This is a genomic window from Actinoplanes awajinensis subsp. mycoplanecinus (assembly GCF_001509495.1).
Taxonomy (GTDB): domain Bacteria; phylum Actinomycetota; class Actinomycetes; order Mycobacteriales; family Micromonosporaceae; genus Actinoplanes; species Actinoplanes palleronii.
Window position 1 is genome coordinate 1 of record NZ_LLZH01000006.1, and the last position, 26,238, is coordinate 26,238.

At 69.6% G+C, this 26,238-nt stretch carries 27 protein-coding genes and 3 tRNA genes; 20 read left to right on the forward strand and 10 right to left on the reverse strand.

The genetic code is table 11. From position 1 onward, the window contains the following. Window positions 1-367: 367 nt before the first annotated feature. Entirely contained in the window at window positions 368-817 is a 450-nt protein-coding gene (locus tag ADL15_RS02405; RefSeq protein ID WP_067684680.1) for an SCP2 sterol-binding domain-containing protein, read from the reverse strand. A 132-nt stretch (window positions 818-949) separates the two neighbouring features. On the opposite strand from ADL15_RS02405, the gene ADL15_RS02410 reads away from it, so the two are divergent. The 6 genes from ADL15_RS02410 to purL all read left to right on the forward strand — a co-directional run bounded on the left by ADL15_RS02410 (window position 950) and on the right by purL (window position 7,648). After that, window positions 950-1,459: an ArsR/SmtB family transcription factor gene (locus ADL15_RS02410; protein ID WP_067684682.1), complete on the forward strand. Its 510-nt coding sequence runs from the start codon at window positions 950-952 to the stop codon at window positions 1,457-1,459. Further along, window positions 1,456-2,706, forward strand: coding sequence for an MFS transporter (locus ADL15_RS02415; RefSeq protein WP_067684684.1), 1,251 nt, complete (start codon window positions 1,456-1,458; stop codon window positions 2,704-2,706). The genes ADL15_RS02410 and ADL15_RS02415 overlap by 4 nt, the downstream gene beginning before the upstream one ends. After that, on the forward strand, window positions 2,703-4,124 hold the full coding sequence (purB, locus tag ADL15_RS02420; protein ID WP_067684686.1) for an adenylosuccinate lyase: 1,422 nt from the start codon (window positions 2,703-2,705) through the stop codon (window positions 4,122-4,124). Before ADL15_RS02415 ends, purB begins: the two co-directional genes overlap by 4 nt. A gap of 109 nt (window positions 4,125-4,233) precedes the next feature. After that, entirely contained in the window at window positions 4,234-4,488 is a 255-nt protein-coding gene (gene purS, locus ADL15_RS02425; RefSeq protein ID WP_067684688.1) for a phosphoribosylformylglycinamidine synthase subunit PurS, read from the forward strand. Continuing rightward, complete coding sequence (gene purQ / locus ADL15_RS02430; protein ID WP_067684690.1) at window positions 4,485-5,195, forward strand: phosphoribosylformylglycinamidine synthase subunit PurQ; 711 nt, start codon at window positions 4,485-4,487, stop codon at window positions 5,193-5,195. The genes purS and purQ overlap by 4 nt, the downstream gene beginning before the upstream one ends. A gap of 44 nt (window positions 5,196-5,239) precedes the next feature. Continuing rightward, on the forward strand, window positions 5,240-7,648 hold the full coding sequence (purL, locus tag ADL15_RS02435) for a phosphoribosylformylglycinamidine synthase subunit PurL (protein ID WP_232343861.1): 2,409 nt from the start codon (window positions 5,240-5,242) through the stop codon (window positions 7,646-7,648). Window positions 7,649-7,760: 112 nt separating this feature from the next. On the opposite strand, the gene ADL15_RS02440 is transcribed toward purL, so the two are convergent. Beyond that, window positions 7,761-9,443: a carboxypeptidase-like regulatory domain-containing protein gene (locus ADL15_RS02440; protein ID WP_067684694.1), complete on the reverse strand. Its 1,683-nt coding sequence runs from the start codon at window positions 9,441-9,443 to the stop codon at window positions 7,761-7,763. Between the two features lie 369 nt (window positions 9,444-9,812). On the opposite strand from ADL15_RS02440, the gene ADL15_RS02445 reads away from it, so the two are divergent. The 5 genes from ADL15_RS02445 to amcA all read left to right on the forward strand — a co-directional run bounded on the left by ADL15_RS02445 (window position 9,813) and on the right by amcA (window position 14,648). Then, window positions 9,813-10,175 (forward strand): sterol carrier family protein, encoded by a 363-nt coding sequence (locus ADL15_RS02445; RefSeq protein ID WP_083970837.1) that lies wholly within the window; start codon window positions 9,813-9,815, stop codon window positions 10,173-10,175. A gap of 129 nt (window positions 10,176-10,304) precedes the next feature. After that, window positions 10,305-11,912, forward strand: coding sequence for an amidophosphoribosyltransferase (gene purF / locus ADL15_RS02450; RefSeq protein WP_067684696.1), 1,608 nt, complete (start codon window positions 10,305-10,307; stop codon window positions 11,910-11,912). A 53-nt stretch (window positions 11,913-11,965) separates the two neighbouring features. Further along, window positions 11,966-13,114, forward strand: coding sequence for a phosphoribosylformylglycinamidine cyclo-ligase (gene purM / locus ADL15_RS02455; RefSeq protein WP_067684698.1), 1,149 nt, complete (start codon window positions 11,966-11,968; stop codon window positions 13,112-13,114). A 237-nt stretch (window positions 13,115-13,351) separates the two neighbouring features. After that, window positions 13,352-14,455, forward strand: a complete 1,104-nt coding sequence (amcB, locus tag ADL15_RS02460) for a cyclophane-forming radical SAM peptide maturase AmcB (RefSeq protein ID WP_198170479.1) — start codon at window positions 13,352-13,354, stop codon at window positions 14,453-14,455. After that, complete coding sequence (gene amcA, locus ADL15_RS02465) at window positions 14,424-14,648, forward strand: multiple cyclophane-containing RiPP AmcA (protein ID WP_067684702.1); 225 nt, start codon at window positions 14,424-14,426, stop codon at window positions 14,646-14,648. The genes amcB and amcA overlap by 32 nt, the downstream gene beginning before the upstream one ends. 120 nt (window positions 14,649-14,768) lie before the next feature. Here amcA and ADL15_RS02470 read toward each other — a convergent pair whose 3' ends face one another. Both ADL15_RS02470 and ADL15_RS02475 read right to left on the reverse strand, forming a co-directional pair. Then, window positions 14,769-14,984, reverse strand: a complete 216-nt coding sequence (locus ADL15_RS02470) for a DUF3073 domain-containing protein (protein WP_067684704.1) — start codon at window positions 14,982-14,984, stop codon at window positions 14,769-14,771. Window positions 14,985-15,165: 181 nt separating this feature from the next. Then, on the reverse strand, window positions 15,166-16,245 hold the full coding sequence (locus ADL15_RS02475) for a Glu/Leu/Phe/Val family dehydrogenase (protein ID WP_067684706.1): 1,080 nt from the start codon (window positions 16,243-16,245) through the stop codon (window positions 15,166-15,168). 153 nt (window positions 16,246-16,398) lie between these two features. Between ADL15_RS02475 and ADL15_RS02480 the strand changes: the two genes are divergently transcribed. The 6 genes from ADL15_RS02480 (at window position 16,399) to ADL15_RS02505 (ending at window position 21,189) form a co-directional block, all read left to right on the forward strand. After that, window positions 16,399-17,238 carry a hypothetical protein gene (locus tag ADL15_RS02480; RefSeq protein ID WP_067684708.1) on the forward strand — a complete coding sequence of 280 codons (840 nt, stop codon included), beginning with the start codon at window positions 16,399-16,401 and terminating at the stop codon, window positions 17,236-17,238. Window positions 17,239-17,519: 281 nt separating this feature from the next. Next, entirely contained in the window at window positions 17,520-17,729 is a 210-nt protein-coding gene (locus ADL15_RS02485) for a BldC family transcriptional regulator (RefSeq protein WP_014687221.1), read from the forward strand. Window positions 17,730-17,932: 203 nt separating this feature from the next. Further along, window positions 17,933-18,709 carry a class I SAM-dependent methyltransferase gene (locus ADL15_RS02490; RefSeq protein WP_394326903.1) on the forward strand — a complete coding sequence of 259 codons (777 nt, stop codon included), beginning with the start codon at window positions 17,933-17,935 and terminating at the stop codon, window positions 18,707-18,709. Next, window positions 18,706-19,272 carry an RNA 2'-phosphotransferase gene (locus ADL15_RS02495; protein ID WP_067684712.1) on the forward strand — a complete coding sequence of 189 codons (567 nt, stop codon included), beginning with the start codon at window positions 18,706-18,708 and terminating at the stop codon, window positions 19,270-19,272. Before ADL15_RS02490 ends, ADL15_RS02495 begins: the two co-directional genes overlap by 4 nt. Before the next feature lie 82 nt (window positions 19,273-19,354). Further along, window positions 19,355-19,936 (forward strand): hypothetical protein, encoded by a 582-nt coding sequence (locus tag ADL15_RS02500; protein ID WP_067684715.1) that lies wholly within the window; start codon window positions 19,355-19,357, stop codon window positions 19,934-19,936. Next, window positions 19,933-21,189: a PrsW family intramembrane metalloprotease gene (locus ADL15_RS02505; RefSeq protein ID WP_067684717.1), complete on the forward strand. Its 1,257-nt coding sequence runs from the start codon at window positions 19,933-19,935 to the stop codon at window positions 21,187-21,189. The genes ADL15_RS02500 and ADL15_RS02505 overlap by 4 nt, the downstream gene beginning before the upstream one ends. Before the next feature lies 1 nt (window position 21,190). On the opposite strand, the gene ADL15_RS02510 is transcribed toward ADL15_RS02505, so the two are convergent. Continuing rightward, a complete protein-coding gene (locus ADL15_RS02510) occupies window positions 21,191-21,442 on the reverse strand; it encodes a hypothetical protein (protein WP_067684719.1) in 252 nt (83 codons plus the stop codon). 173 nt (window positions 21,443-21,615) lie between these two features. On the opposite strand from ADL15_RS02510, the gene ADL15_RS02515 reads away from it, so the two are divergent. Beyond that, a complete protein-coding gene (locus ADL15_RS02515) occupies window positions 21,616-22,014 on the forward strand; it encodes a hotdog fold thioesterase (protein ID WP_067684721.1) in 399 nt (132 codons plus the stop codon). A 50-nt stretch (window positions 22,015-22,064) separates the two neighbouring features. Further along, window positions 22,065-22,454: a hypothetical protein gene (locus tag ADL15_RS02520; protein WP_067684723.1), complete on the forward strand. Its 390-nt coding sequence runs from the start codon at window positions 22,065-22,067 to the stop codon at window positions 22,452-22,454. 48 nt (window positions 22,455-22,502) lie between these two features. Here ADL15_RS02520 and ADL15_RS02525 read toward each other — a convergent pair whose 3' ends face one another. Continuing rightward, entirely contained in the window at window positions 22,503-22,796 is a 294-nt protein-coding gene (locus ADL15_RS02525) for a hypothetical protein (protein ID WP_232343859.1), read from the reverse strand. A gap of 266 nt (window positions 22,797-23,062) precedes the next feature. Here ADL15_RS02525 and ADL15_RS02530 point away from each other — a divergent pair, with 266 nt between their 5' ends. Further along, window positions 23,063-24,106, forward strand: a complete 1,044-nt coding sequence (locus ADL15_RS02530) for a calcium-binding protein (RefSeq protein ID WP_067684727.1) — start codon at window positions 23,063-23,065, stop codon at window positions 24,104-24,106. Window positions 24,107-24,830: 724 nt separating this feature from the next. On the opposite strand, the gene ADL15_RS02535 is transcribed toward ADL15_RS02530, so the two are convergent. The 4 genes from ADL15_RS02535 to ADL15_RS02550 all read right to left on the reverse strand — a co-directional run bounded on the left by ADL15_RS02535 (window position 24,831) and on the right by ADL15_RS02550 (window position 26,217). Next, a tRNA-Phe gene (locus ADL15_RS02535) sits at window positions 24,831-24,907 on the reverse strand. Window positions 24,908-24,921: 14 nt separating this feature from the next. Further along, window positions 24,922-24,995 (reverse strand) — tRNA-Asp (locus ADL15_RS02540). Window positions 24,996-25,056: 61 nt separating this feature from the next. Beyond that, a tRNA-Glu gene (locus ADL15_RS02545) sits at window positions 25,057-25,129 on the reverse strand. Between the two features lie 173 nt (window positions 25,130-25,302). Continuing rightward, window positions 25,303-26,217: a MerR family transcriptional regulator gene (locus tag ADL15_RS02550; protein WP_394326904.1), complete on the reverse strand. Its 915-nt coding sequence runs from the start codon at window positions 26,215-26,217 to the stop codon at window positions 25,303-25,305. Window positions 26,218-26,238 lie beyond the last annotated feature (21 nt).

Genomic DNA, 26,238 nt, shown 5'->3' on the forward strand with positions numbered 1-26,238 from the left:
CTCGACCGCACCCGAACCACCCACCTCCAACGCCTCAACTTCACCCTCGCCGCATAACCCCACCAAATAAACCAACAGGGTCTCCGCAGGCTACGAGCCACGTCCCGCCCGTGAGGCCGACGCGAGACCGCAGCCACTCCCGGCCGCAGCGCGACTCCCGACTTTGGCTGGCTCTCAGGGGTGTCTCCGCAGCGCGGAGACACCCCTGAGGCCCAGCCGGGACCGTGAGCCGCGCCGCGGCCGGGAGTGGGCACGGTCGGGCGCGAGACCATCACGGGACGCGGCTCGTAGCCTGCGGACTGGGAGTCATAGTTCGTACCGAAAAAGGGGTATGCGGACCGCACACCCCTTTTTCGGAAAGCGAAAATTAGCCCTTGGGGATGTCGAACAGCTTGGCGATGTTGGCGGCCAGGGACAGGTCGCCCTTTGCCTTGATCTTGCCGGTCATGAACAGCATCATCGGGTTGCCGTCGCCCGCGACGACCTTGAGGAACGTGACCGCGTCCATGGTCATGGCCAGCTTCGGGTCGCGCACCGGCTGGTTGGTGACGGTGCAGGCGCCGTTCTCGATCACGGTCTCGTAGGTGTCCGAGACGCCGTTCGGGCCGGTGATGATCCAGTGGATGACGGCCTGGGTGTCGCCGGCCTTCTCCGCGCGGAACAGCGTGGGCATGCGGTTGAAGACCTCATCGAGGATCTTGCCGCGCGCGTCCGACGCCATGATCTCGCTGATCTTGGAGTCCGGAGTGGACTTGACGAGCTGCGAGAACTCCTTCGGGCCGATCGTGGAGAGCGACTCGGGGCTGAATTCAGTCATCAGGGGACCTTTCGGAATGAGCGTCGAACCTACTCGCCAGTAACCTTAGCGAGAATGCCGCTTTCTCGTGCAGTTTGCCACTCTCCAACAAGTGTTGGACGGTCGACGCGTCCGAGTCATAGACTCCCCAACATGTCTTTGGGGGATGGTGGACAGGCCTCGCTGCGCGCGCTGGCCCACCCGGCGCGACTGCGGATCCTGTCGCTGCTCACCGGCGCCTCGCTGACCGCCGCCGAGGTGGCCCGGGCGCTCGGTCTGACCCACGCCAACGCCAGCTACCACCTGCGCACCCTGGCCGCGGCCGGCCTGATCGCGACGGCCGGCGAGGAGAAGATCCGTGGCGGGCTGGCGAAGCGGTACCACTACGACCACGCCGCCCCCGCTCCGGCGGTCGCCCCCGGCTCGTTCTATCCGGCTGCGGCCGGCGAGATGACCCGGCGCGCGGCCGAGGGCCACCGACCGGGCGGCAAAGGCGTGACGGCAGACGCCGAGCTCTGGGTCGATCCGGAGACCTGGCGGGAGATCACCGAGCGGATCACCGCCGCGGTCCACGACCTGCACGCCGCCGCGTGCCCGGCGGGCACACCGGGCACCGTTCGGACGAGCACGACCGTGGCGATGTTCGAGATGGAGGCCGGGTGAGCCTCCTGGCGCCGCTGCGGCACCGGTCGTTCCGCTTTCTGCTGGCCGGCCGCACGATCGACACGCTGGGCAATGCCATCGCGCCGATCGCTCTCGCCTTCGCCGTGCTCGACCTCACCGGTTCGGCCCGCGACCTGGGCCTGGTGCTCGGCATCCGCACCTTGACCAACGTGGTGTTCCTGCTCTTCGGCGGAGTGTTCGCCGACCGGCTGCCGAGAAATCTGCTGATGGTCGGATCGTGCCTTGCCGCCGCGGTCACCCAGGCCGTGGTGGCGGCCCTGGTGCTCACCGGCAACGCCACGATCCCCTTGCTCATCGGGTTGTCCGCGCTCAACGGGATGGCAGCCGCGGTGGCTCTGCCGGCCTCGGCTGCGATCCTGCCGCAGACCGTGCCGGCCGACGTGCGCCAGCAGGCCAATGGGCTCAACCGGCTGTTCTTCAGCACCGCGATGATCGTTGGGGCGCCGATGGCCGGCGTGCTGGTCGCCGGGGTCGGGCCCGGGTGGGGTATGGCGGCCGATGCCGCGACGTTCCTGCTGGCCGGGGCCTGTTTCGCTCTGGTGCGGCTGCCGGCGGTGGCCCGCGACTCCGTCGACGTCGACGCCCCCATCCTCACCGAATTGCGTACCGGCTGGTCCGAGTTCCGCTCCCGCACCTGGCTCTGGGTGGTGGTCGCCGCGTTCGGGGTGCTCAACGCCGGAGCCAGCGGCGGCATCCACGTCCTCGGCCCCGTTGTCGCCGACGACACCATCGGGCGGCGGGCCTGGGGTTTCGTGCTTGCCGCGGTCACCGCGGGCAATATCGTCGGCGCTTTCGTGGCGATGCGTCTGCGGGTCAGCCGGCTGCTGCTCTTCGGCTGTGCGAGCTGCTTCGCCTACGCCCTGCCGGTTCTCGTGCTCGGCGTCCGGCCGCACTTCGTCGTGCTCGCCGTCGCCGGATTCGTGACCGGCGCGATGATGGAGCAGTTCAACATCGCCTGGGACACCACGATGCAGGAGCACATCCCCGCCGACAAGCTCGCGCGTGTCTACTCGTACGACATGGTCGGCTCGTACGTTGCGATCCCGATCGGTCAGATCGCGGCCGGACCGATCGCGCTCGCCTTCGGCCTCCGCCCGACCCTGATCGGCCTCGCCGCCCTCATGACGCTCGCCGTGATCTTCATGGTGAGCAGCCGGGACGTCCGTACGCTGCGGCACAAGGTGCCGGAACCGGCCGATCGGCCCATGAAAGAATCGGTGCCGTGACCATCCCGAACGTGCTCGCCAGCCGCTACGCCTCCGCCGAACTCGTCACTCTCTGGTCGCCGGAGGAGAAGATCCGGATGGAGCGCCGGCTCTGGCTGGCGGTCCTGAAGGCCCAGCGTGACCTCGGCATCACGGTGCCGGACGGCGCCGTCGAGGCGTACGAATCAGTTCTCGAGCAGGTCGACCTGGCCTCGATCGCGGCCCGCGAGCGAGTCACCCGGCACGACGTGAAGGCGCGCATCGAGGAGTTCTCCGAGCTCGCCGGCTTCGAGCAGATCCACAAGGGGATGACCTCCCGCGACCTCACCGAGAACGTGGAGCAGCTGCAGCTGCGGGCGTCCCTCGAGCTGATCCGGGACCGCGTGGTCGCCGCCCTGTCCCGGCTCGCCGCGCTCGCCGTCGAGCACTCCGACCTGGTGATCACCGGTCGCTCGCACAACGTCGCGGCGCAGGCCACCACGCTCGGCAAGCGGTTCGCCTCGGCCACCGAGGAGCTGCTGATCGCGTACGAGCGGCTGGACGACCTGATCGGCCGTTACCCGCTGCGCGGCATCAAGGGCCCGGTCGGCACCGCCGCCGACCAGCTCGACCTGCTGGACGGCGACGAGGAGAAGCTGGCCGAGCTGGAGTCCAAGGTCGCCACGCACCTCGGCTTCGCCCGGGTGCTGGACAGCGTCGGCCAGGTCTACCCGCGGTCGCTCGACTTCGACGTGGTGTCGGCGCTGGCCCAGATCGTCGCCGGGCCGTCCTCGCTGGCCACCACGATCCGCCTGATGGTCGGCCAGGAGCTGGTCACCGAGGGTTTCAAGCCGGGCCAGGTGGGCTCGTCGGCGATGCCGCACAAGATGAACACCCGGTCGTCGGAGCGGGTCAACGGCCTTGCCGTGATCGTCCGGGGCTACCTGTCGATGGTCGGCGAGCTCGCCGGCGACCAGTGGAACGAGGGTGACGTCTCCTGCTCGGTGGTGCGCCGGGTGGCCCTGCCGGACGCGTTCTTCGCCACCGACGGGCTGTTCCAGACGTTCCTCACCGTGCTCGACGAGTTCGGGGCGTACCCCGCGGTGATCGCCCGGGAGCTGGACCGCTTCCTGCCGTTCCTGACCACCACCAAGCTGCTCGTCGCCGCGGTCCGCAAGGGTGTCGGCCGGGAGGTCGCGCACGAGGTGATCAAGGAGCACGCGGTCGCCGTGGCGCTGGCCATGCGGGAGAAGGGCGCGGCGGTCAACGACCTCTTCGACCGGCTCGCCGACGACGGCCGGCTGCAGCTGACCCGGGCCGAGATCGACACGCTGGTGGCCGACCGGGCCGCGTTCGTGGGCGCCGCGCCGGCCCAGGTGCGCGCGATCGCCGACCGGGTCGCCGCGATCGTGGCGCGCCACCCGTCGGCCGCCGGCTACGCCCCGGCGCCCATCCTCTGAACTGGCTCAACGTCCGGCTGAGTCGGCCGCCCGACAGCGGTCGCCGGTTCGGTCGGACGGTTGACCAGGTAGGCTCCTCCGTGCTTACACCTATCAGTCAGGAGTGCCCGTGGCTCGCGTCGTGGTCGACGTCATGCTCAAGCCGGAGATCCTGGATCCGCAGGGTCAGGCGGTGGCGAATGCCCTGCCCCGGCTCGGCGTCACCGATGTCTCCTCAGTCCGCATCGGTCGTCGGATCGAGATCGATTTCGCCGGTGAACCCGACCTGGATCGGGCTCGCGAGATCGCTGACAAGCTGCTCGCCAACCCGGTGATCGAGGACTTCGACATTCGGGTCGTCGCAGACGCGGCGGAGGTCGCCTGACCATGCGGATCGGTGTGGTCACCTTCCCCGGATCATTGGACGACGGGGACGCCGCCCGCGCCGCCCGTATCGCCGGCGCCGAGGCTGTCCGCCTCTGGCACGGCGACCCGGATCTGCACGGCGTCGACGCCGTGGTGCTTCCCGGCGGCTTCTCGTACGGCGACTACCTGCGCTGCGGCGCCATCGCGCGATTCGCTCCGGTCATGGAGTCGATCATCGACGCGGCCCGCGGCGGCCTGCCCGTTCTGGGCATCTGCAACGGTTTCCAGGTCCTCTGCGAGGCGCACTTGCTGCCCGGCGCGCTGACCCGGAACCAACACCTGCACTTCCGCAACCGGGACCAGTGGCTCAAGGTCGAGTCGACGAACACCGCGTGGACCAACAGCTTCACCGGCGGCCAGGAGATCCTCATCCCGGTCAAGAACGGCGAGGGCTGCTACGTCGCCGACGCCAAGACGCTTGACGCTCTCGAGGCCGAGGGCCGGGTGATCGCGCGCTACGTCCGCGGCAACCCGAACGGTTCGCAGCGCGACATCGCCGGGATCACCAACGAGGCCGGCAACGTCGTCGGCATCATGCCGCACCCGGAACACGCCGTGGAGGCGCTGACCGGTCCGTCGCTCGACGGCCTCGGCTTCTTCACCTCCGTCCTGCGGGCCCTGGCGGGGGCGACCGCGGGCGGTCAGCTCGCAGGGGGACAGCAGTGACCACGCAGCAGGACAAGCCCAGCGGCTTCGCTGCGACCGACGTATTGGTCAACAAGTTCGAGGACGGCCCGGACACCGTCGAGAAGGCCGAGAAGGCCCCCGACGAGCTCCAGCCGTTCGCCGACCTCGGCCTCAAGGACGACGAGTACGCGAAGATCCGCGAGATCCTCGGCCGCCGGCCCACGGCGTCCGAGCTCGCGATGTACTCGATCATGTGGAGTGAGCACTGCTCGTACAAGTCGAGCAAGGTCCACCTGCGTGAGTTCGTCGCCAAGGTGCCGAAGAACACCCGGATGCTGGCCGGCATCGGTGAGAACGCCGGTGTGGTCCAGGTCTCCGACGACCTCGCGGTCACCTTCAAGGTCGAGTCGCACAACCACCCCAGCTACGTCGAGCCCTACCAGGGCGCGGCGACCGGCGTCGGTGGCATCGTCCGGGACATCCTGGCGATGGGCGCCCGCCCGATCGCGGTGATGGACCCGCTGCGCTTCGGCGCGGCCGACCACCCGGACACCGCCCGGGTGCTGCCCGGCGTGGTCGCCGGCATCGGCGGCTACGGCAACTGCCTGGGCCTGCCGAACATCGGTGGCGAGATCGTCTTCGACCCGTGTTACCAGGGCAACCCGCTGGTCAACGCGCTGAGCATCGGCGTGATGCCGGTCGAGCGGCTGCAGAAGAAGGAAGCCACCGGCACCGGCAACATCGTGGTGCTGATGGGCGCGCGGACCGGTCGGGACGGCATCGGCGGGGTCTCCGTGCTGGCGTCCGCCACCTTCGACGAGGAGGCCGAGCAGCGCCGCCCGTCGGTGCAGGTCGGCGACCCCTTCATGGAGAAGCTGCTGATCGAGAGCTGCCTGGAGCTGTACGACGCCGGTCTGGTCTCCGGCATCCAGGACCTCGGTGGCGCCGGTCTGACCTGCGCGCTCACCGAGACCGCCGCGGCGGCCGGCACCGGCATGCGGGTCTGGCTGGAGCGGGTCCCGCTGCGCGAGGCCTCGATGTCGCCGACCGAGATCCTGGCCAGCGAGTCGCAGGAGCGGATGCTCCTGATCGTCACGCCGGAGAACCTGGAGGCGGTGCTCAAGGTCGCCGAGAAGTGGGGCGTCTGGGCCACCGCGATCGGCGAGGTCACCCCGGCCGGCGCGGACGGCACCCCGGGCCGCCTGCTGATCACCTGGAACGACCACGTCGTGGTGGACGTGCCGCCGGGCTCGCTCGCCGACGACGGCCCGGTCTACGACCGTCCGATGCGTGAGCCGTCCGACCTGATCCTGCTGCAGGCGGACCGGGCCGAGACGCTGCACCGGCCGTCCACCGGCGACGAGCTGCGCGAGACCGTGCTGCGGATGATCGCGTCGCCGAACCTGTGCGACAAGACCTGGGTGACCGAGCAGTACGACCGCTACGTGCTCGGCAACACCGTGCTGGCCCAGCCGGAGGACTCCGGTGTGCTGCGCCTCGACGAGGTCACCAACCTCGGTGTGGCGCTGTCGGTCGACGGCAACGGCCGGTACGCCCGGCTCGACCCGTACGAGGGCGCGAAGCTGGCGCTGGCCGAGTCGTACCGGAACGTCGCGGTGACCGGTGCCGAGCCGATCGCGGTCTCCGACTGCCTGAACTTCGGCTCGCCTGAGGACCCGGCCGTGATGTGGCAGTTCGCCCAGGCCGTGCGCGGTCTGGCCGACGGTTGCCAGCAGCTCGGCATCCCGGTGACCGGCGGCAACGTCAGTTTCTACAACCAGACCGGCGCCGCGGCGATCCACCCGACCCCGGTGATCGGCGTGCTGGGCCTGTTCGACGACGTCACCCGGCGCATCCCGATGGGCTTCAAGAACAACGGCGAGCTGCTCTTCCTGCTCGGCGAGACCCGGGCGGAGCTCTCCGGCTCGGAGTGGGCCTGGGTGACGCACGACCACCTCGGTGGCCGTCCGCCCAAGGTCGACCTGGCGGCTGAGCAGGCGCTCGGCAAGCTGATGGCCCAGGCCTCGAAGGCCGCACTGGTCAGCGCGGCGCACGACCTCTCCGACGGGGGCCTGGCTCAGGTGCTGGTGGAGAGCTGCCTGCGGCACGAGGTGGGCGCCACGGTGACCTTCCCGGCCGACGGCGAGTCGGCGTTCGTCCAGCTGTTCAGCGAGTCGGCGGGGCGGGCCCTGGTGGCCGTGCCGGTGGGTCACGAGAAGGCGTTCGTGGCGCTGGCGGCGAAGTTCGGTGTGCCGATCGCGCAGATCGGTGTCACCTCGCCCGAGGCAACGCTGACCGTTACCGATCAGTTCGCGATCCCGCTGGCCGAGCTGCGGACCGCGTTCACGGAGACCCTGCCGAAGCTGTTCGGCGGATCGGCCGAGCTGGTCAACCGGGCCGCGCCGGTCGAGGTCGAGGCGCCGGTGAGCGAGGGTCGTTCGGTGACCCTGGAGCTGACCGAGCCGAAGCCAGGCGGACCGATCGAGTCCTGATCGAGATACACCGAAGCCGGCCGGGGAGTCTTCCCGGCCGGCTTTCTCTTACCTGCCGCCGGTATGGAAAAGGGCCCCGCGCGATGCGCGGGGCCCTTCCCTTCAGATCAGGTCACTCTTCCCAGTCACGACCGCGGCGGTTCGGGTCCTGCCCGTTTCCGTACGCGTTGCCGCGCTGGTCGTAGCCCGGGGTGCCGTAACCGGGCTGGCCCGGCTGGACCGGGGGCTGCTGAGCGCCGCCATAGTTGCCGCCGTGCTGGTCGTAGCCCTGGTTGCCGTAGCCACCCTGCTCGTACCCGGCGGGCTGGGCGGGGGGCTGGGCGCCGTAGTTGCCGCCGCCCTGCTCGTAACCGCCCTGCTCGTACCCGGCGGGGCCGTAGCCGTCGCCGTTGTCGGGCTGGTTGCCCCAGCCGGCCTGGGCGCCCTGGTTGCCCCAGCCCGCCTGGTCGGCGGCCTGGTTGCCGTAGCCGCCCTGGTCGTACCCGCCGGCCTGCTGGCCCGCGGCGTACCCGCCGGCGCCGTAGCCGTCGTCCTCGTAGCCGTTGTTCGGCTGGTACATGCCGGTGGCCTCGTCGTAGCGCTGCCCCGGCTGGGGCTGCTGCGGCTGCTCCGGCTGGTACATGTTGGTGGCCTGGCCGTAGCCGTCGGCCTGCGCGTCGTACCCGCTGGTCGCGGCACCGTAGCCGCCCGCGGCGCCAGTGCCGGCGGCGCCGTAGCCGCCCTGGTCGTCCCACTGGCTGCTGTTCGTGCCGAGGTAGCCGCCCTGCGGGGGCACCGGAGCGCCGTACGGGTCGGGGAACTCGTCCTCGACCACCGCCGGGCGATGGATCATCGTGGGCGCGTCGCTGAGCGCCGCACCCATGCCGCCGGCTCCGGCAACCATCGTGGCGTCGCCACCACGGCCGGCGCCGACCGGCGCGGCGACCCGGGTCGCGTCGTTGCCGTACCGGGGACCGCCCGCGGGGCCGCCGCCGATCGGAGCGCCGCCGTAACCCGCGCCGCCACCGTTGGTGTCGTCACCGTTGGCCGCGGCGTTCTTGCGGCGCAGCCAGACCAGCACCATCGCGCCGACACCCGCGGCGACCAGCAGGCCACCCATCACGATCAGCAGCCAGGAGCTGCCGCCGCTGTCGTCGGACTTGTTATCGGTGTCGGCCGCGAGCGTGTTCGCCGGGTCGGTGGTCGCGTCGTCGGTGGCCTCGTCGTCGGTCGGCTCCTCGCTCACCGCCGAGCTGGCCGAGGCGCTGACCGACGCGCTCGGCGAGGCGGACGCGGAAGCGGCGACGGCCTTCAGCGTGATCGACGCGGTGACCGTCTTGCCGACGGTGCCCTTGACGGTGGTCCTGGCGCCCTTGAACCCGTCGAGCGTCGCGCCCACCGTGATCGGGCCGGCCGAGATCGGGTTGGTGTCCGAGGACGCGAAGGAGAACCCGCCGTCGTTGTTCGTGATGGCGCTGTACTTGTGACCCTGGCTGTCGACCATGCCGACGGACGCGCCGGGCAGCCGGTTGCCGTCCTTGTCCTTGATCGTGCCGGTCACCAGACGCACGTTGGTGTCGGCCGGCGCGGCCGGGCCGTTGACCCTGATCTTGGCGACGGCTTTCTTCGTGCCGCCCGTGTCGCCGGTCGACTTGGCCTCCACCTCGAAGGTGATGTCCTGCTTCTGGCCCTCGCCGACGGGCGGAAGCACGATCGTCGCCGAGCCGTCGGTGTCCTCGCCGGGCTTCAGGCTGACATTCTGGTTGCCGCAACCGCTGTTGCAGGCACCGCCGACGAGGGTGGTCGTGATGCTCACCGGGACGGCTGTATCGGCGGATTCGGCGGAGCCCCCAGGGTTACCAACCGTGTAGGTGACGGTTACAGTGTCCCCAGAGTTGCCGCTCGATGGTGCGGTGATATTGACGGTGGGTGTGGCTGCGAGAGCAGCCGTCTGACCACCGGCCACCAAGCCTGCGACCAGCACCAGGAACGCACCGGCCTGAACTGCCCGGCCCCGTAGGTGCGTTGTCACGTCCACCACCTTCCGTGTCGCGTTGTCTCCGGTCTCTTGCACGTGAGATCTCGCGCGACTTCTACGCCGTCGGCAACTATGCCCTGCCACACGGCTTTCGCGCGACCCAGGGCGGTGTGCCGTTGTCGGCGAACCGAGTCGTATCGTCCCGACATGTCGTCTGCGCACAATAAATCCGAGTCGGTGTCCGAGGCGTTGGGCGCGCTGGACCGGGGAGACGAACCCGAGCGTGCGGTGCTGCGTGACGCGGTTCGCGCCCTGCTGACCGAGTTGTCCCAACGGGCGCCTGGCCGTTCGGTGGAGGTGCGTATTCCACCTTTCGGTGCGATTCAGTGCGTGCCCGGCCCGCGACACACCCGCGGCACACCGCCCAATGTGGTCGAAACGGATCCGATGACGTGGCTGCTCCTGGCCACCGGCCGCCTGGACTGGGCGGAAGCGACGCGGGACGGACGGCTGCGGGCCAGCGGGATCCGCACCGATCTCACCGAGTACCTGCCGCTCACCGGGGAATGAGCCCGCAGGTGCCGCCTCCGGGCTCGCGTACACTGGGCGATCGGAGCGAGCGGAGTCCGGGCTAGACCAACGATTTGGATGGTCGGCGCTTCGGACAGTTCGTGCGAACCGATATGAGGGAGCGAACAGGTGCCCCGAGGCGACGGCCTACTGACCGACGATCTCGACCCCCAGGACCGCGGCCCCCAGGATGCCTGTGGCGTCTTCGGCGTCTGGGCCCCCGAGGAAGAGGTCGCCAAACTCACGTACTTCGGGCTGTACGCACTCCAGCACCGGGGCCAGGAAGCCGCCGGCATCGCGGTGAGCGACGGTTCCGGTGTCGTGGTCTACAAGGACGTCGGCCTGGTCTCCCAGGTGTTCGACGAGCCCACTCTCGCCAGCCTGCGCGGTCACCTCGCGATCGGGCACGCGCGTTACTCCACCACCGGCGGTTCGAACTGGGAAAATGCCCAGCCGACCATCCGGGCCACCCCGGCCGGCACGACGATCGCGCTGGCGCACAACGGCAACCTGGTGAACACCGCCGAGCTGGCCAAGGAGATCGCCGACCGCGGTCTCGACGTGGGTGACTCCACCTCCGACACGGCCATGGTCACCACCCTGCTGGCCGGTCGCCCCGACCTCTCGGTCGAGGCCGCCGCCATGGAGGTGCTGCCCACTCTGCGCGGCGCGTTCAGTTTCGTCTTCATGGACGAGCACACGCTCTACGCGGCGCGGGACGCCCAGGGCGTCCGCCCGCTGGTGCTCGGCCGGATGGAGCGCGGCTGGGTGGTCGCCAGCGAGACCGCCGCGCTGGACATCACCGGCGCCAGCTTCGTCCGCGAGGTCGAGCCCGGCGAGATCATCGCGATCGACGAGCACGGCCTGCGCTCCTCGCGGTTCGCCGCACCGGAGCCGAAGGGCTGCCTCTTCGAGTACGTCTACCTCGCCCGCCCGGACACCACGATCGCCGGGCGCAACATCTACGCCGCGCGCGTCGAGGTCGGCCGCAAGCTGGCCAAGGAGCACCCGGTCGAGGCCGACCTGGTGATCGGCGTCCCGGAGTCCGGCATCCCGGCCGCGATCGGGTACGCGGAGGCCTCCGGCATCCCGTACAGCGCCGGCTTCATGAAGAACGCGTATGTCGGCCGTACCTTCATCCAGCCCTCGCAGACCATCCGCCAGCTCGGGATCCGGCTCAAGCTGAACCCGCTGCGCGAGGTGGTCCGGGGCAAACGGATCGTCGTGATCGACGACTCGATCGTGCGGGGCAACACCCAGCGCGCCCAGATCCGGATGCTGCGCGAGGCCGGCGCCCTGGAGATCCACGTCCGGATCTCGTCGCCGCCGGTGAAGTGGCCGTGTTTCTACGGCATCGACTTCGCCACCCGGGCCGAGCTGATCGCCAACGGCCTGGAGATCGACGGCATCCGCCGCTCGATCGGCGCCGACAGCCTGGGCTACGTCTCGCTCGACAACCTGGTCCAGGCGACCGAGCAGCCGAAATCCCGGCTCTGCATGGCCTGCTTCACCGGGGAGTACCCGATCGAGCTGCCGGCTGCCGACCTGATCGGTAAGCATGTGCTGGAGGGTGTCGGCCGTCGCGCCGGCATGCCGGCCGCCGCACCGAAGGCGGTCGAGGCCGCTGTCACCGAGCTCGAGACCGAGTACGAGGTCCGCGAGCACGGGGACGACCACGCGGCACCGGCGCCGCTGGTGGCCAGCCCGGGTGGCGCCAACGCGCTGCACCATCCGTGACCTGAATCAATGGTGACTCTGCCAGTTACCGCAGAACCGCTAAGGGGAGAACCGTGACGCACGTGTCCGAGCGCAGTGCCGGATCGAACGGCGCTGAGGGCGGCGACCGACAGCCGTGGACGGCGGGCGCCGGCCGCGGGCCGCGCAAGCGCTCCGCGACGTACGCGGCGGCCGGTGTCTCGATCGACGCCGGTGATCGGGCCGTCGAGCTGCTCAAGGCCAAGGTGAAGAAGACCACCCGGCCCGAGGTGATCGGCGACCTGGGCGGCTTCTCCGGGCTGTTCAAGCTCAACACCGCGAAGTACAAGAGCCCGATCCTGGCGTCGTCCACCGACGGCGTGGGCACCAAGCTGGTCATCGCCCAGCAGCTCGACATCCACGACACGATCGGCATCGACCTGGTCGCGATGGTCGTCGACGACCTGGTGGCCTGCGGCGCCGAGCCGCTGTTCCTGCTCGACTACATCGCCTGTGGCGAGGTCGTGCCGGACAAGATCGCTGAGATCGGCGCCGGCATCGCGGACGGCTGCCGGTACGCCGGTTGTGCCCTGCTCGGTGGCGAGACCGCCGAGCACCCGGGCGTGCTGCGCCCGGACGAGTACGACGTCTCGGCCACCGGTGTCGGCGTGGTCGAGGAGAGCTTGCTGCTCGGCCCGCAGAAGGTGGAGATCGGCGACGCGGTGATCGCGATGCGCTCGTCCGGCCTGCACTCGAACGGGTATTCCCTGGTCCGCCACGTGCTGCTCGGCGCCGGCCGGATGCGCCTGGACACCGTTGTCGACGACTTCGGCACCTCGCGCACCCTGGGCGAGGAGCTGCTCACCCCCACCAAGATCTACGCCAAGGACTGCCTGGGCCTGATCGAGGAGACCGACGTGCGGGCGTTCTCGCACGTCACGGGCGGCGGCATCCCCGGCAACCTGAACCGGGTCCTGCCGGGCACCATGGACGCTGTGGTGGACCGCTCCACCTGGCGCCCGCAGCCGATCTTCGACCTGATCCAGGCCAAGGGCCGGATCGAGGACTCGGAGATGGAGGCCACCTTCAACATGGGTGTCGGCATGTTCGCTGTCGTCTCCTCGGACGACGCGGACCGCGCGATGGCCTACCTGGCCGGCCGCGGTGTCGAGGCCTGGCAGGTCGGCGAGGTCCTCGAGGGCACCGGCCAGGTGCAGATGATGGGGTCCTACACCCGGGGCTGACCCACCGTGGTGATCATGTCCGCGACAGGGCGTGACACCGGCTGTGATCCGGGTATGAGATCACCGGTCGCGTGATCGCGAGTCTGGTTCGTGACGGGCAGAGCATGAAATGATCCGTGTGTGCCGATGTCCGGCACATACGGATCTTTCGCATTGGGTGCTGGACCGCGAGGCCTAGCCTGGCCCTGCTCGACAGGTGCCTACGGGAGGTGCGCGATGGCGGACACGTGGAGCGGGATGCGGGGCATAGCCGCGCAGCCGGGTTATGTCGTCATGCAGCCCACTACTCTGTGCAACCTAGCTTGTGGCTACTGTTACCTCCCGTTCCGGCGGGAGAACCGGAAGATGCCGGTCGCCGTGGCCGAGGCGGTGGCCGCGGAGGTCGCCGACCTCGCCCGTACCGGAAGATTCTCCGTGGTGTGGCACGGTGGTGAGCCGCTCGCGGCCGGCGCCACCCACCTCGCCGCGTTGTTCGCGCCGTTCGGCGGTGACGTGGAACACCACGTGCAGACGAACGCGACCCTGATCGACGACGCGTGGTGCGAGTTCTTCGCCGAGCACGACGTCCGGGTCAGCGTGAGCGTGGACGGGCCGCGGGAGCGCAACGGTGAGCGCGTCGACCGCGGCGGCAAGCCGGCCTACGACCTGATCACCAAGGGGATCCGGACGCTGCAGCGGCACGGGATCCCGTTCTCGACGCTGTGCGTGGTCTCCGACCCGCGTCCCGGCATGGCCACCGAGCTGTACGAGTTCTTCCTCGGCCTGGGCTGCGAGGTGCTCGGCATCAACGTCGAGGAGCAGGAGGGCGTCAACCTCCGGCTGAACCAGCACGATCCGGCCGCGGTGAGCGCGTTCTGGGCCGAGTTGGTCGCCGCGTGGCGCAAGGCCCCGAGCATCCACCTGCGCGAGGTGGAGTGGACCCTGCGGTACGCCGCGGCGGTCCTCGACGGCACCGCCGACGCGCTGCTGCCCCGGCAGCTCGACCCGATCCCGACCATCGCCTACGACGGCTCGGTGGTGCTGCTCTCACCCGAGCTCGCCGGTTTTCACGATCTCCGGTACGGGGACTTCACCAGTGGCAACGTGCTGACCACCCCGCTGCGCCGGATCCTCGTCGAGGCGACGTCCACGCCGTGGATCAGCGAGTTCCTGAACGGGGTGGAGGCGTGCCGCACGAGTTGCCCCTACTTCGGCTTCTGCGGCGGCGCGCACGCGGCCAACCGCTACTTCGAACACGGCCGGTTCGACGGCACCGAGACGAACCACTGCCGGAACAGCAAGATTCGCCTACTGGAGGGAGTGCTGGACCATGCCCGAGATCACGAAGCCACGGCCGTCTGACGGCGTGGAGGATCCGGTGGCCGCACGGGTGCACGAGACCCGGGACGGACTGGCCGCGCTCATCGCGGAGGCGGAGGAGGCCCGTCGGCAGCGCGCAGAGGAGGCAGCGAGCGATAGCGGCTCGGCGGTCTGCGCCTGGAATCACTTTGAGAACATTCCTACGTTCTACAACTGGAACAACCGCCCACGCTGAAGACCGGGCGGTCGAAGCCCACGCGGGGGTGGCCCGCGTGGGCATCAGTGCAACCGTAGGAAGGTGACCACTACACGCAGGAGGAGCACAAGTCAGACCCTGTGCTCTGTGCGATGCGGGTCAGCGCCTTGTCGGCGACCAGGAATCCTGGTCGTCGTCCGCGTCGTCATCCTCATCATCGTCGACGAGCTCGTCGTTGTCGTCGTCGAAATGATGATTCGACTTACCGGCACCCGCCAGTTCGCGCTGCAAGGCGGTGAGGTCGGTGTTCGGGGAGTGATACTTCAACTCCCGCGCCACCTTCGTCTGCTTGGCCTTAGCACGGCCGCGCCCCATGGCTCGACCCCCTCGCACAGAATTCGGGGCAGCCCGAAGGCGGGCCCCGATGACGTCAGGCATCTCTCGTGGGTCTTACGGTACATGGACGACGGCGCGTTCGGCACCTCGGGTTGCGTGTGACACTGCCGCGCGTCGCGGTTCTCTTTTTCCAGCGCCGCGCGGCAGGCCTCGGAACGCCTTAGCCGAGGTAGATCGAACGCAGTCGGCCGACGTCCGCCATCCGTCGTTCGGCGAGCCGATCGGCGGCCACGGCGGGCGGCACACCCTCGTCGCCGGCGAGCTGCAGGATGCGCCGGGTGGTGTCGAAGATGCCGGTCGCCCGGAGCTTCGCCCGCTCGAAGTTGAAGCCCTCGATCTCGTCGGCCACCTGGATCACGCCGCCGGCGTTGACCACGTAGTCCGGCGTGTAGAGGATCACGCGGTCGTCCAGCAGCTTGCCGATGCCCGGGTGGGCCAGCTGGTTGTTGGCCGCGCCGGTGACCACCTTGGCGCGCAGCACCGGGATGGTGTCGTCGTTCAGCGCGCCGCCCAGGGCGCACGGCGCGTAGACGTCGAGGTCCGCGGCGATCAGCGTGGCGTTGTCCGGCACCAGGACGATCTCCGGGTGGGTGGTGCGCGCCCACTCGAGGGCGGCCGGGCTGACGTCGGTGGCGATCACGGTGGCGCCGTCGTCGATCAGGTGGCCGGTGAGGTACTTGCCGACCTTGCCGAGGCCGGAGACGCCCACCGTGCGCCCGGCGAGCGTGGGGCTGCCCCAGACGTGCTCTGCGGCCGCACGCATGCCCTGGAAGACGCCCCAGGCGGTCAGCACGGACGAGTCACCCGCCCCGCCGTGCTCGACGCTGCGGCCGGTGACGTAGCGGGTCTCCCGGGCGATCACGTCCATGTCCGGGACGTACGTACCGACGTCACAGGCGGTGTAGTAGCGGCCCTTCAGCGACTCGACCATCCGGCCGTACGCCCGCAGCAGTGCCTCGGACTTGCCGGTGGCCGGGTCGCCCCAGATCACCGCCTTGCCGCCGCCCAGGTCCAGGCCGGCGAGAGCGTTCTTGTACGCCATGCCGCGGGACAGCTTGAGCACGTCGGCCAGCGCGGCCTCTTCGCTCTCGTACGGATAGAACCGTGTGCCGCCCAGCGCCGGCCCGAGGGCCGTCGAGTAGATCCCGATGATCGCCTTCAGGCCGGTCACCCGGTCCTGACAGAAGACGACCTGTTCGTGCCCGGAGGCTTCGTTGCCGTCGGTGTCGAACACACCCATCGCTGCTCTCCCTGATTCTGCGTGTGTGGGCCTTCGTGGGGCCCTGAACCCGGCGGGGTAGGCCGGACAAGCCGAGCGTAGTCGTGGGAATGGCACGGCGATTACGCCCGCGCGGGAAGTTCCACCCGGGCGAATCCGTGAAAGGATCGCGCCGTGCCGTCACTGTTCGCGTCGTACCTACGGGTTTACGAGCCACTGACCGCCTTCGACCGAGAGCGGCAGGTCTTCTGGCGCCGTTACGCCAAGGAAGGCCGGGATCTCGGACCGATCGAGGGGCCGGTCCGCCAGCGCACCGCCGTGCTCGAGGCGCTCGGGGCCGGCTGGACCCGGCTGCCCGACCTGCCCGACGAGGCGTACGTGCTGGAGTGGGAGAACTCCCTGCTGATCTGCCCCTGGAACCTGCGTCTGCGGGTCGCCGAGGCGGCGCTGACCGCCCGGGACGGTGTACCGGCCGTGCTGGCCGACGCGTTCGTCCCGCCGGTGCTGGCCGGGCAGGCCAAGGCCGTGGTGGAGGACTGGCGCAGCGGGGCCAAGGTGCTGGAGCAGGGCGTGCCGCGGGTGCACGAACAGATCGCCACCTGGGGTGTGCCGCTGCGCTGGTTCGCCTTCGTCGACCTGGAGGAGCGGGACATCGCGCTCACCGGCCGGCGGCGCACGCTGCGTTACCGCACGGAGATCTCCAAGGCCCGGCGGCGGGCTCATCGCGCGGTCTCGGTGCTGCGCAAGTCGCTCGGCGACGCCCCGATCACCGAGGCGGTCGAGGAGGGCACCCGGTGGCTGGAGGAGTTCCATCCCCGCTCGGTGGTCGAGCTGGACTACGGCGGCCTGGTCAACCTCCTTCCGGAGGACAAGCTCCGCGAGGATGACTCACCCGGACTGGTGGCCGCCGGACTCTCGGCGTTGTCCCGCGGTGACGCCGACGCGGCCAGTGAGGCGTACGAAAAATTGGTCGCTAGGTGGCGAAGTGTCCAGCTTCTCGAACGCAGCAACTGACCTGCGGAAACGGGACAGACCGGTAAGTTCTCCCGCCGGTTAGAGCGCTCCCAAGGCGAACACTCTTCGTGATCGCCGCCCGGCGAAGCGTGATAATCGGACTAAACGCGGCACTATCTGGCGTAGAAAACACGTAAAAATCGGGCATGCTTCATCCGTCTATCTGGGGACGTTCGTCCGTTCGGCCCATGTCGGACATCGGGGACTAGCCGGACCATGAGAGACGCACCGGCCGGCGGGACCCCGGCCGATGTTTTTAGGCACCTGTGGAGGAGTGACCGATGGCATCGCGTACGCACGATCCTGAGCCGCTACTAACGCCGGCCGAGGTGGCGTCGATGTTCCGAGTCGACCCGAAGACCGTCACCCGGTGGGCGAAGGCGGGCAAGCTCAGCGCAATTCGCACGTTGGGCGGCCACCGTCGCTATCGGGAGTCGGAGGTTCGCGCCCTGCTGCAGGGACAGATTCCCACGCAGCGGCAGGGTGACTGACCGGTTCGACCTAGATCGTTGTAAGGGGCGTGCGCTGGGGAAGGCGTATCGCCCCTTCTTCGTTCCCTGGCTCTGATCTTCCCGGCTCACCCGTCTGCTAGATCAACGAGCCGGGTGCGGGCAGGATACGACGCGTTTTCGAAGTCCCGGCGACAGCCGTGGCGAGTTGCTTCAGCACGGTCGATTACCGAAGAGTAATGACTATGGAGCAGCCGATGATCGGCGACGCCTTCGGCGAGATGATCAAAGACGCGTACGCGGTGCGGACCGGAATCGGGCCGCGCCCGCTGGCCGGTGGACGTCTGTTCCGGCCGGTGATCGAAGTGATCGAGCGGGACGACGGCCTGATCAACGGGGCCCCGGCCGATCACTACCTGGACGAGCCGGACGCCTGGCAGCCACACGACCACCGAGCCCTGCGCCGGTGTCGCGGGCACGTGCTGGACATCGGCGTGGGCGCCGCCCGGATAGCGCTCGAGCTGCAACGCCGTGGCATGGCGGTGACCGGTCTGGACACCTCGGCCGGCGCCATCGAGGTGGCTCGCCGGCGCGGCCTGCGCGACACCGTGCTGAGCACCGTGGACGGGTACGCCCGAGCCACCGCCCGCTACGACACCTTCCTGCTGCTCGGCAACAACCTGGGCCTGCTGGAGGGCCCGGAGCGCGCGCCGGCCTTCCTGGAGGCGCTGTCCCGGCTGGCGAACCCGGGCGCGCGGATCCTGGCCCAGGGCGCCGACCCGTACGGGACCAGGGATCCGGTGCACGTCGGCTATCACGAGCGGAACCGGGCCCGGGGACGGCTCGGCGGCCAGCTGCGGCTGCGGCTGCGCTACCGGATGGTGGCCAGCGACTGGTTCGACTACCTCAACTGCTCGGTCGACGAGCTGGAGCAGCTGATCGACGGCACCGGGTGGCGATTGAAATCGGTCGACCAGAAGGACCGTCCGTACTACCTTGCGGTCATGGAGCAAGTCCCATGACAACCCTCACGAAAGATCAAGTCCGGCTCAGTCGCCGGATGTCCCTGGTGCTGCGGCACCGGCCGGAGACCGCCGGTCTGACCCTCGACACCGGCGGCTGGGTGCCGGTCGACACGTTTCTCACTGCTCTGCGGATCAGCCGCGCGGAGCTGGACGCCGTGGTGGCGTTCAACGACAAGTCCCGGTTCGCGGTGGCCACCGGCGCAGACGGCGTGGAGCGGATCCGGGCCAGCCAGGGGCACTCCCGGCGGGTCGAGGTCGATCTCGACCTTCCGCCGGCCGACCCGCCGCCGACGCTCTACCACGGCACCCCGCGGGAGAACCTCACCTCGATCATGCGGGACGGGCTGCGGCCGCGCAGCCGGCACCACGTGCACCTGTCCGTGGACGTGCCGACCGCCCTCAAGGTCGGCGGGCGGCGCTCGGCCGACGTCGTGGTGCTCTCCGTGACGGCCGCGACGATGGCGGCCGGCGGACACGTCTTCCACTGCAGCGACAACGGGGTGTGGCTGACCTCGGTCGTGCCACCCGAGCACCTTTCGGTAAAACGGACAAATCCGTAATCTGCCAGGTTGATCGTCCCTCCACAATGGCCGTACGCCCGGATCACCGGACATCACCGGGAAGCCTGGTTAGCGTGTACGGATGGGGACGGTCACGCGGCGTCATCTCACCGATCTCCCCAGCACACCCGGACTGCTCGGCGCGTTCGTTCTGGTCGCCGTCCTGGCCGCGCTCGCCTTCGGGTTGCCGGCGGTGGATCGCGCCGTCTCGGCCCAACGATCGCTGCCCGACGACACGCCGTACCGGGTCGCTGCCGGGGTCACCGTGGTGCCCCCGGACGGTGCGACCCTGGACGTCACCGGGACCCGGCCGGGCGAGGACCGCGGCACCGCGCTGTTCCGGCTCGGCCCGGTCCGGTACGCGATCGCCGTCCAACCCTTCTCCGGTGACCTGACCGCGGCCGCCCACCGGCTGCGTCAGCGGATCACCGGCACCTCCGGATATCAGGTCACCGGCACCCAGCTCGCGGTCTCCACCGCCGGTGGGCTGGCCGGGCTGCAGGGCGGCTACACCGCCGGCGACCGCGGCGGCCGGTACGCGGTGTTCGTCGTGCACGGCCTGACCATCGAGGTCACCGTCAGCGGCGCCGACCTCGACCTGGGCCGCACCCTGCCGGCCATCGAGGCGAGCACCCGCACGCTGCGTTTCGACGGCACTCGGTGAGCGAGCCGGTTCGTCCCGGTGCGGGCCCCGCGGCGCTGCTCCGGACACCCGCGTTCTGGGTGGTCAGCACGCTGCTCGCGGCCGGGGCGGTGCGGATGTCACAGATCCTGCACCGGTTCCTGGCGGCCTACCCGCTCGCCACGGTCACCGCGGTGGGGCTGTTCGCGCTGCTCGCCGTACCGTTCTGGCGCTTCGTCCAGGAGCTCGACTTCCTCGAGCGGGAACCGGCCGGCCTGCTCGTGGTGGCGTTCGCCTGGGGCGGCCTGGTGGCCACCACGGTCTCCATCCCGGGCAGCGTGGCCCTGGAGAACCTGATCGCCAAACTGGGCTCGCCCGGGCTGGCTGCCGACTGGGGCGCCGCGCTGGCCGGGCCGTCGGTCGAGGAGATCGCCAAGACGCTCGGTGTGGTGGCGATCGTGCTGATCGCCCGCTCCCAGGTGAACAGCGTGCTGGACGGGGTGGTCTACGGCGCGCTGGTCGGGCTGGGCTTCCAGATCGTCGAGGACATCGTCTTCGCGATCGGCGCGGTGGCGATGGCCGGGCAGGGCGACGAGGTCCAGCCGGTGATCACCACGTTCCTGGTCCGCGGATTCCTGGCCGGGGTCTGGAGCCACACCCTGTTCGGCGCGCTGGCCGGGGCCGGCGTCGGCTATCTGGTGGTCAACACGGAGCGGAGCCGGGGGCGCCGGATCACCATGGCCGGGCTCGCGCTCTTCGGCGCCTGGGCCTCGCACGTGCTGTGGAACTCGCCGCTGCTCCGGGACGGGCTGGGCAACGGCGCGGTCGCGCTGCTCGCCGTCCTGGCTTTCAAGGGCCTGCCGCCGCTGCTGCTGATCCTCTATCTGGTGCGCCGCGCGCACGACCGCGAGGCGGAGTACTACGTGTCCCGGCTGGCCGGTCTCGACGACCCCGAAATGATCACCGAGGGCGAGTTGCAGGCGCTCGGTTCCGGTTCGCTGCGGGCCGCGGCCCGGCGGCACGCCGCCGACAAGAAAGGACGAAAAGCCCGAGCTTCGGTACGACGATTGCAGCGTGCCCAGGCCCGGCTGGCGGTCGAGCTCAGCCGGGCACCGGACGACGTCGGGCGGTACCACCTCGAGGTACGTGCACACCGCGCCGCCCTGGTGGCTCTGGGCCACCCGGAAGCGGTCGTGGGCGCTCGTACCTGGCGGCACACCGCCTCCACTATCGGCACCGCCGCGCTGGCGATCGCCGTGCTGTGGGTCGCACTCGCCGCGCTGGGCGGCGCCTGACTCAGACCGTGGCCGGCGGCAGCCCGCCGTCGCCGTCGACGATCGTGTCCGGCGTGCCGTCCTCGTCGAGGTCCACCATCGTCACGTCGACCTTGCCGTCGCCGTCCGTGTCGAACTGGAACAGGTCCGGCTTGCCGTCGCCGTCGGTGTCCGACACCCACACGTCGATCTTGCCGTCGCCGTTGGCGTCACTGGTGATCAGGTCGACGCGGTCGTCGCCCCGGGTCTCGACGATCTCCTGCGGCTCGCTCATAGCGTCTCCTCTGCTGGGTTCTGCACGACTGTGCCCGTTGACGACATCCGGCACAACCGCCACATGACTACCCCGCCCGCGCAAGGGCCAGTCTTTCCGGCTGTGACGGGTATCGCTGGTGCGGTGATCGGCCGGGGGTAACGTACGCCGTCGTGGATATCGCGGCAGACGGCATGCAGCACCTGTTCACCAGCAATGGAGGCGGTGCGCTCGCCGAGCGGATGGGCATCGTGATCACCGAGGCCACGGCCGAGCGGGTGGTCGGGACGATGCCGGTCGAGGGCAACACCCAGCCGTACGGGCTGCTGCACGGCGGGGCGTCCTGCGTGCTGGCGGAGACCCTCGGCTCGGTCGGGGCGGTGCTGCACGGACAGACCGTGGACCGGCCGTTCGCGGTCGGGGTGGACATCAACGCCACCCATCACAAGGCGGCCCGCTCCGGGCTGGTGACCGGGATCGCGGTTCCGGTGCACCGGGGGCGTGCGGTCGCCACGTACGAGGTGGTTCTCGAGGACGAGTCCGGCGAGCGGGTCTGCACGGCTCGGATCACCTGCTTGCTGCGTGGCGCCTGACCCTCTTGATCGACGGGCGTTCCTTGACGGTTCGACGTACGGTTCTGTGCGTGACCGGAGTACCACAGCATGCGTTCGACGACGCCACGCAGATCCTGACCTGCGCTCTCAGCGGTGACAGCGATGCTGTGGCCAGTACCTTCGACGCGGTCGTGGACCGGGACGGGGTGGTCGGCGCGTGGGACGTCGCGTGGTGCCTGGCCGCGACGATGGTCGGTGGCCTGCCCAGCGGCGGCGGCTGGACCCTGGAGTTCCCCGGCATCGACGACGCACGGTATGACAAGCGGTGGGTCGCCCGGTTCGTCAGCGCGTACGTGAACGGCGACTTCCCGACCGGCGAGGCGCTGTTCGGCGCCGCGATCGCCGACGGCCAGCTGCCGGACTGCCTGCTCGCCCTGGCCGGTTCCACTGTCGCGACCCTGCGGCACCGGGCGGCCTGATCCGGGCCCGGGGAGCACCTGCCCCGGGCCGGCTACACCTTCCGGTCACTACTTCTTGTGGTAGAGGGCTTTCGCGTACTGCGTCGCGGCGGCCGCGTTGTACATCGACGCCTGTGACATGAAGAAGTTGTTGTCAGAGATGGTCTTGGACGCCTGCGCGGTGCCGGAGTAGCGGATGTCAGCCTCCGCTTCGGACAGTCCGCGTGCCTTGAACTGCCGGCGCATCGCCATCTTGCCGGCGCGGAACGCCTCGGCCGCCTCCTCGGCGAACTTCATGTTCGTCATGGCCTTCTCGCTCAGCGCCTCCGCAAGGTTGTAGGCCGCCTGTTCTGTCTCGTTCATGAAGGTCTGCACGGCGATGTGCCTCCTCGCAAAACCGGATCCAGTGGGGACCGTCCGATAACACTTTGATAGAGCGGACGGCCACCTTCAAGAGGGCACCCGTGCCCCGTGGGCTGGGGTTCCACGTAGGACAGTGGTGTCGATCACTTACGTTGAGACCATCAATGGGCCGAAACGGGGACGCGGGCCGGAACGGTACCGTTCTACGATGTGGCCCGTGCGGTGATCGACACCGCCTGATCTGCTCGCAACGGGGGAATGTCTCGATGTTCTTGATCAATCGCAAGTCACTGACCGCCGTCGGCGCCACCGCCGTCGCCGTTTTCGCCGCGACCGCCCTGTTCGCCTCCCCGGCCCAGGCCGCCACGGCCGGCCTGGCGCGGGTGTCCGGCACCACCATCAAGTTCAACGCCCTGATGAGCAAGGCGAACTCGCTTGTCATCACGGTCTCGGGCCGGACCGTCACGCTCGATGACAAGGTCGCCCTGAAGCCCGGCAAGGGTTGCAAGCGGGTCGACTCGACCAAGGTGAAGTGCACCACCTCGAAGAAGCCGACGAAGATCTCCGTCGCTCTCGGGGACAAGAACGACAGGGTCACCAACAAGACCTCGATCTACATGCTCGCCGACGGCGGCGCCGGCAACGACACCCTGATCGGTGGCAACGGCCCGGACCAGCTGCAGGGCTACACCGGCATCGACAAGCTCTACGGCGGCAACGGCAACGACAAGCTGTTCGGCGAGAGCGGCAACGACATCCTCAACGCCGGCGCGGGCAACGACCAGGTCTGGGGCGGCACCGGCAACGACAAGATCTTGGGCTACGCCGGCAGGGACCAGATCGCCGGCGACGCGGGCAACGACGTCATCTCCGGTGGCGTCGGCAACGACCTGATCTACGGCTACGCGGGCAACGACCGGATCAACGGTGACGCCGGCGACGACGAGATCTACGGCGACCACTACTACAGCACCGCGGCCGGCGCCGACACCCTCTCGGGCGGCGACGGCAAGGACACGCTGACCGGCGGCAACGGCGTCGACTCGATCATCGGCGGCAACGGCGACGACTTCCTGTACGGCGCGTACTTCGACCTCAACACCGGCCACCCGATCGGCGCAGCCGCCGCGGACCGCCTCAACGGCGGCGCGAACAACGACTACTGCCTCTCCCTCGGTGGTGCCGTCTACGGTGCCTGCGAGGTGACCGGCAACCCGTGGGCGTCGGCTTCCGCCTCCGCCGCGACCACCAACACCCCGGAGATCTCCGCCGACGTCCTCAAGCGCCTGGTCTCCTCCACCCGCTGGTAACCAACCCTCCAGCACTCCGACTCGGCGCCCGGCAGGCTTCCTGCCGGGCGCCTTTCGCATCCGCCGCTCACAGCGTCGCGTGTGCTTTCCAGGTGCGGCCCGACCCGAAACTCCCCACGCAACGTCGAGCCGCTCGTTGCGTGGGGTTTTTGGGTGCGGAGCGCGCCGAAAGTCCCCACGCAACGTCGAGCCGCTCGCTGTGTGGGGACTTTGGGTGCGGAGCGCGCCGCAACTCCCCACGTAGGCATGTTTCGACAGTTGTGTGGGGTTTTTGGGTGCGGTGCGAACCGAAAGTCCCCACGCAACGTCGAGCCGCACGTTGCGTGGGGACTTTGGGTGCGGAGCGCGCCGCAACTCCCCACGCAGGGCTGGGGGGAGCACTCCGGCACCGACGGCCGGCTGGTGGTGGGGGTTGCCTCGCGGGCCGGGAGGCGGCCGTGAGCGCCAGCCGACGGACCGGGGGGCGCGCTGGGGCCGTGACTCGCAGCTACGCCGCGGGAGATCGCCACAGGGCTACGGATTCGGTGTGCCGTGCGACACGGGGCGCGCCGTAATTCCCCACGCAAGGGTGGGATCCACGCTGCGTGTGGGGTTTTTGGGTGCGGAGCGCACCACAACTTCACACACGACGTGTGGAGTGAGCGAAAAAAGAATGGGCCCGGAAAGCAAAACGTCCACCGCGCTTTTCAGCTGGTGGACGGTGCTCAGTGCCCGGCGAGAGGCCTGGTGGCCAGGGGCGGGGTCGAACCGCCGACCTTCCGATTTTCAGTCGGACGCTCGTACCAACTGAGCTACCTGGCCGTGCAATGTTGTTGCGGTCCTGACGGGACTTGAACCCGCGACCTCCGCCTTGACAGGGCGGCGAGCACTCCAACTGCTCCACAGGACCTTGCTTTGTTACTGTATATCCTTGCCTAGTTCGTCAGCGACTTGCACCGCTAACTTACCAGTACCCCCAACGGGATTCGAACCCGTGCTACCGCCTTGAAAGGGCGGCGTCCTAGGCCACTAGACGATGAGGGCAACTCCGCCATCATTGCACACCGAGTTGGCTACCCGATCTGCAACGCTTGGTGGCCTTGGCCCCAACCGCGCCCCGTTGAAGGCTTGGAAAGCATATGTGATCCACCGGCCGGTCTCCAAATCGGTATCCCCTTTTTCGTTCACGCGCCTCTGACCAGCGGAAACGTCGGGGGTCAGATGGCGGCGAGGAGTTGGACCGCTTCGGGGAGGCCGGTCAGCCGGGTGATTCCGGGGGGTAGATCGCCGCTCGGCCAGCCCGGACCGGCTGCGGCGACGACCAGAGGCAGGTGCGGAACGTCGCGGACCCTGATCAGCTGGTCGACGGTTCCGGTGGCGGGGCGCTGCGACCAGAGCACCACCGCGGCCGGCCCGGTACGCCCGATCGCGTCCAGCAGCGCCACCGACGGCATCCGCGCCCCGAAGAAGCGGCTGGGTACCCCGGCCTCGCCCAGCGCCGCGGTGAGCGCCTCCAGCGGCAGCGTGTGCTGTTCCTCGTCGGCCGCGGCGAGCAGGATCCGGGGATTGCCGGGTGCCCGCTGCGCGGTGGCGAGCACCTCGGTGACGGTCCGGGACAGCAGGTGCTCGACCTCGATGAAGCGCTGGGTGACCCGATATCGATCACCGATCTCGACGAGCGCCGGCACCATCGTGTCGGTCCAGGCGGATACCACGCCGCGTTCGGTGATGGCGGTGCAGAGGATGTCCCGCATGGCCGGTGCGTCCAGCCGCGTCGCGGCGCGCACCAGCCCACGGACCACCGAGGCGGCCGCGGGTGGTGAGCCGCCGTCCCGGGGAGCGGGCGCCGGCCCGCCCAGCGGGGCGTTCCGGGCCCAGGCGGCGGCCTCGGCGGGCGCCACGCCCTGGGTGGTGAGGCGCTGCATGACCTGCAGTCGGTCCATGTCCTCCGCGGAGTACCGCCGGTGGTGCCCGGCCTCGTGCCGGCTGGGCCCGAGGCCGTACCGCTGATGCCAGGTGCGCAGGGTGGTGACGGCCACGCCGAGACGACGCGCTGCCGCCCCGGCACTCAGACCCGCGTCAACCGGCGAGGAGGAAACTGAAGGCGCCCGGGAGGGAGCCGCGTCGCTCAGCGGAGGGAGCGGCGAGGAAGG

Excerpts from the sequence above, each read along its gene's own strand:
- ADL15_RS02515 (WP_067684721.1), top strand. The coding sequence starts at position 21,616 with ATGCAGCACCTGTTCACCAGCAATGGAGGCGGTGCGCTCGCCGAGCGG.
- ADL15_RS02485 (WP_014687221.1), top strand. The coding sequence starts at position 17,520 with ATGGCATCGCGTACGCACGATCCTGAGCCGCTACTAACGCCGGCCGAG.
- ADL15_RS02530 (WP_067684727.1), top strand. The coding sequence starts at position 23,063 with ATGTTCTTGATCAATCGCAAGTCACTGACCGCCGTCGGCGCCACCGCC.
- amcB (WP_198170479.1), top strand. The coding sequence starts at position 13,352 with ATGCGGGGCATAGCCGCGCAGCCGGGTTATGTCGTCATGCAGCCCACT.
- ADL15_RS02475 (WP_067684706.1), bottom strand. The coding sequence starts at position 16,245 with ATGGGTGTGTTCGACACCGACGGCAACGAAGCCTCCGGGCACGAACAG.
- ADL15_RS02405 (WP_067684680.1), bottom strand. The coding sequence starts at position 817 with ATGACTGAATTCAGCCCCGAGTCGCTCTCCACGATCGGCCCGAAGGAG.
- ADL15_RS02490 (WP_394326903.1), top strand. The coding sequence starts at position 17,933 with ATGGAGCAGCCGATGATCGGCGACGCCTTCGGCGAGATGATCAAAGAC.
- amcA (WP_067684702.1), top strand. The coding sequence starts at position 14,424 with ATGCCCGAGATCACGAAGCCACGGCCGTCTGACGGCGTGGAGGATCCG.
- ADL15_RS02445 (WP_083970837.1), top strand. The coding sequence starts at position 9,813 with ATGTCGTCTGCGCACAATAAATCCGAGTCGGTGTCCGAGGCGTTGGGC.
- ADL15_RS02470 (WP_067684704.1), bottom strand. The coding sequence starts at position 14,984 with ATGGGGCGCGGCCGTGCTAAGGCCAAGCAGACGAAGGTGGCGCGGGAG.
- ADL15_RS02510 (WP_067684719.1), bottom strand. The coding sequence starts at position 21,442 with ATGAGCGAGCCGCAGGAGATCGTCGAGACCCGGGGCGACGACCGCGTC.
- ADL15_RS02410 (WP_067684682.1), top strand. The coding sequence starts at position 950 with ATGTCTTTGGGGGATGGTGGACAGGCCTCGCTGCGCGCGCTGGCCCAC.
- ADL15_RS02500 (WP_067684715.1), top strand. The coding sequence starts at position 19,355 with ATGGGGACGGTCACGCGGCGTCATCTCACCGATCTCCCCAGCACACCC.
- ADL15_RS02525 (WP_232343859.1), bottom strand. The coding sequence starts at position 22,796 with ATGAACGAGACAGAACAGGCGGCCTACAACCTTGCGGAGGCGCTGAGC.
- ADL15_RS02495 (WP_067684712.1), top strand. The coding sequence starts at position 18,706 with ATGACAACCCTCACGAAAGATCAAGTCCGGCTCAGTCGCCGGATGTCC.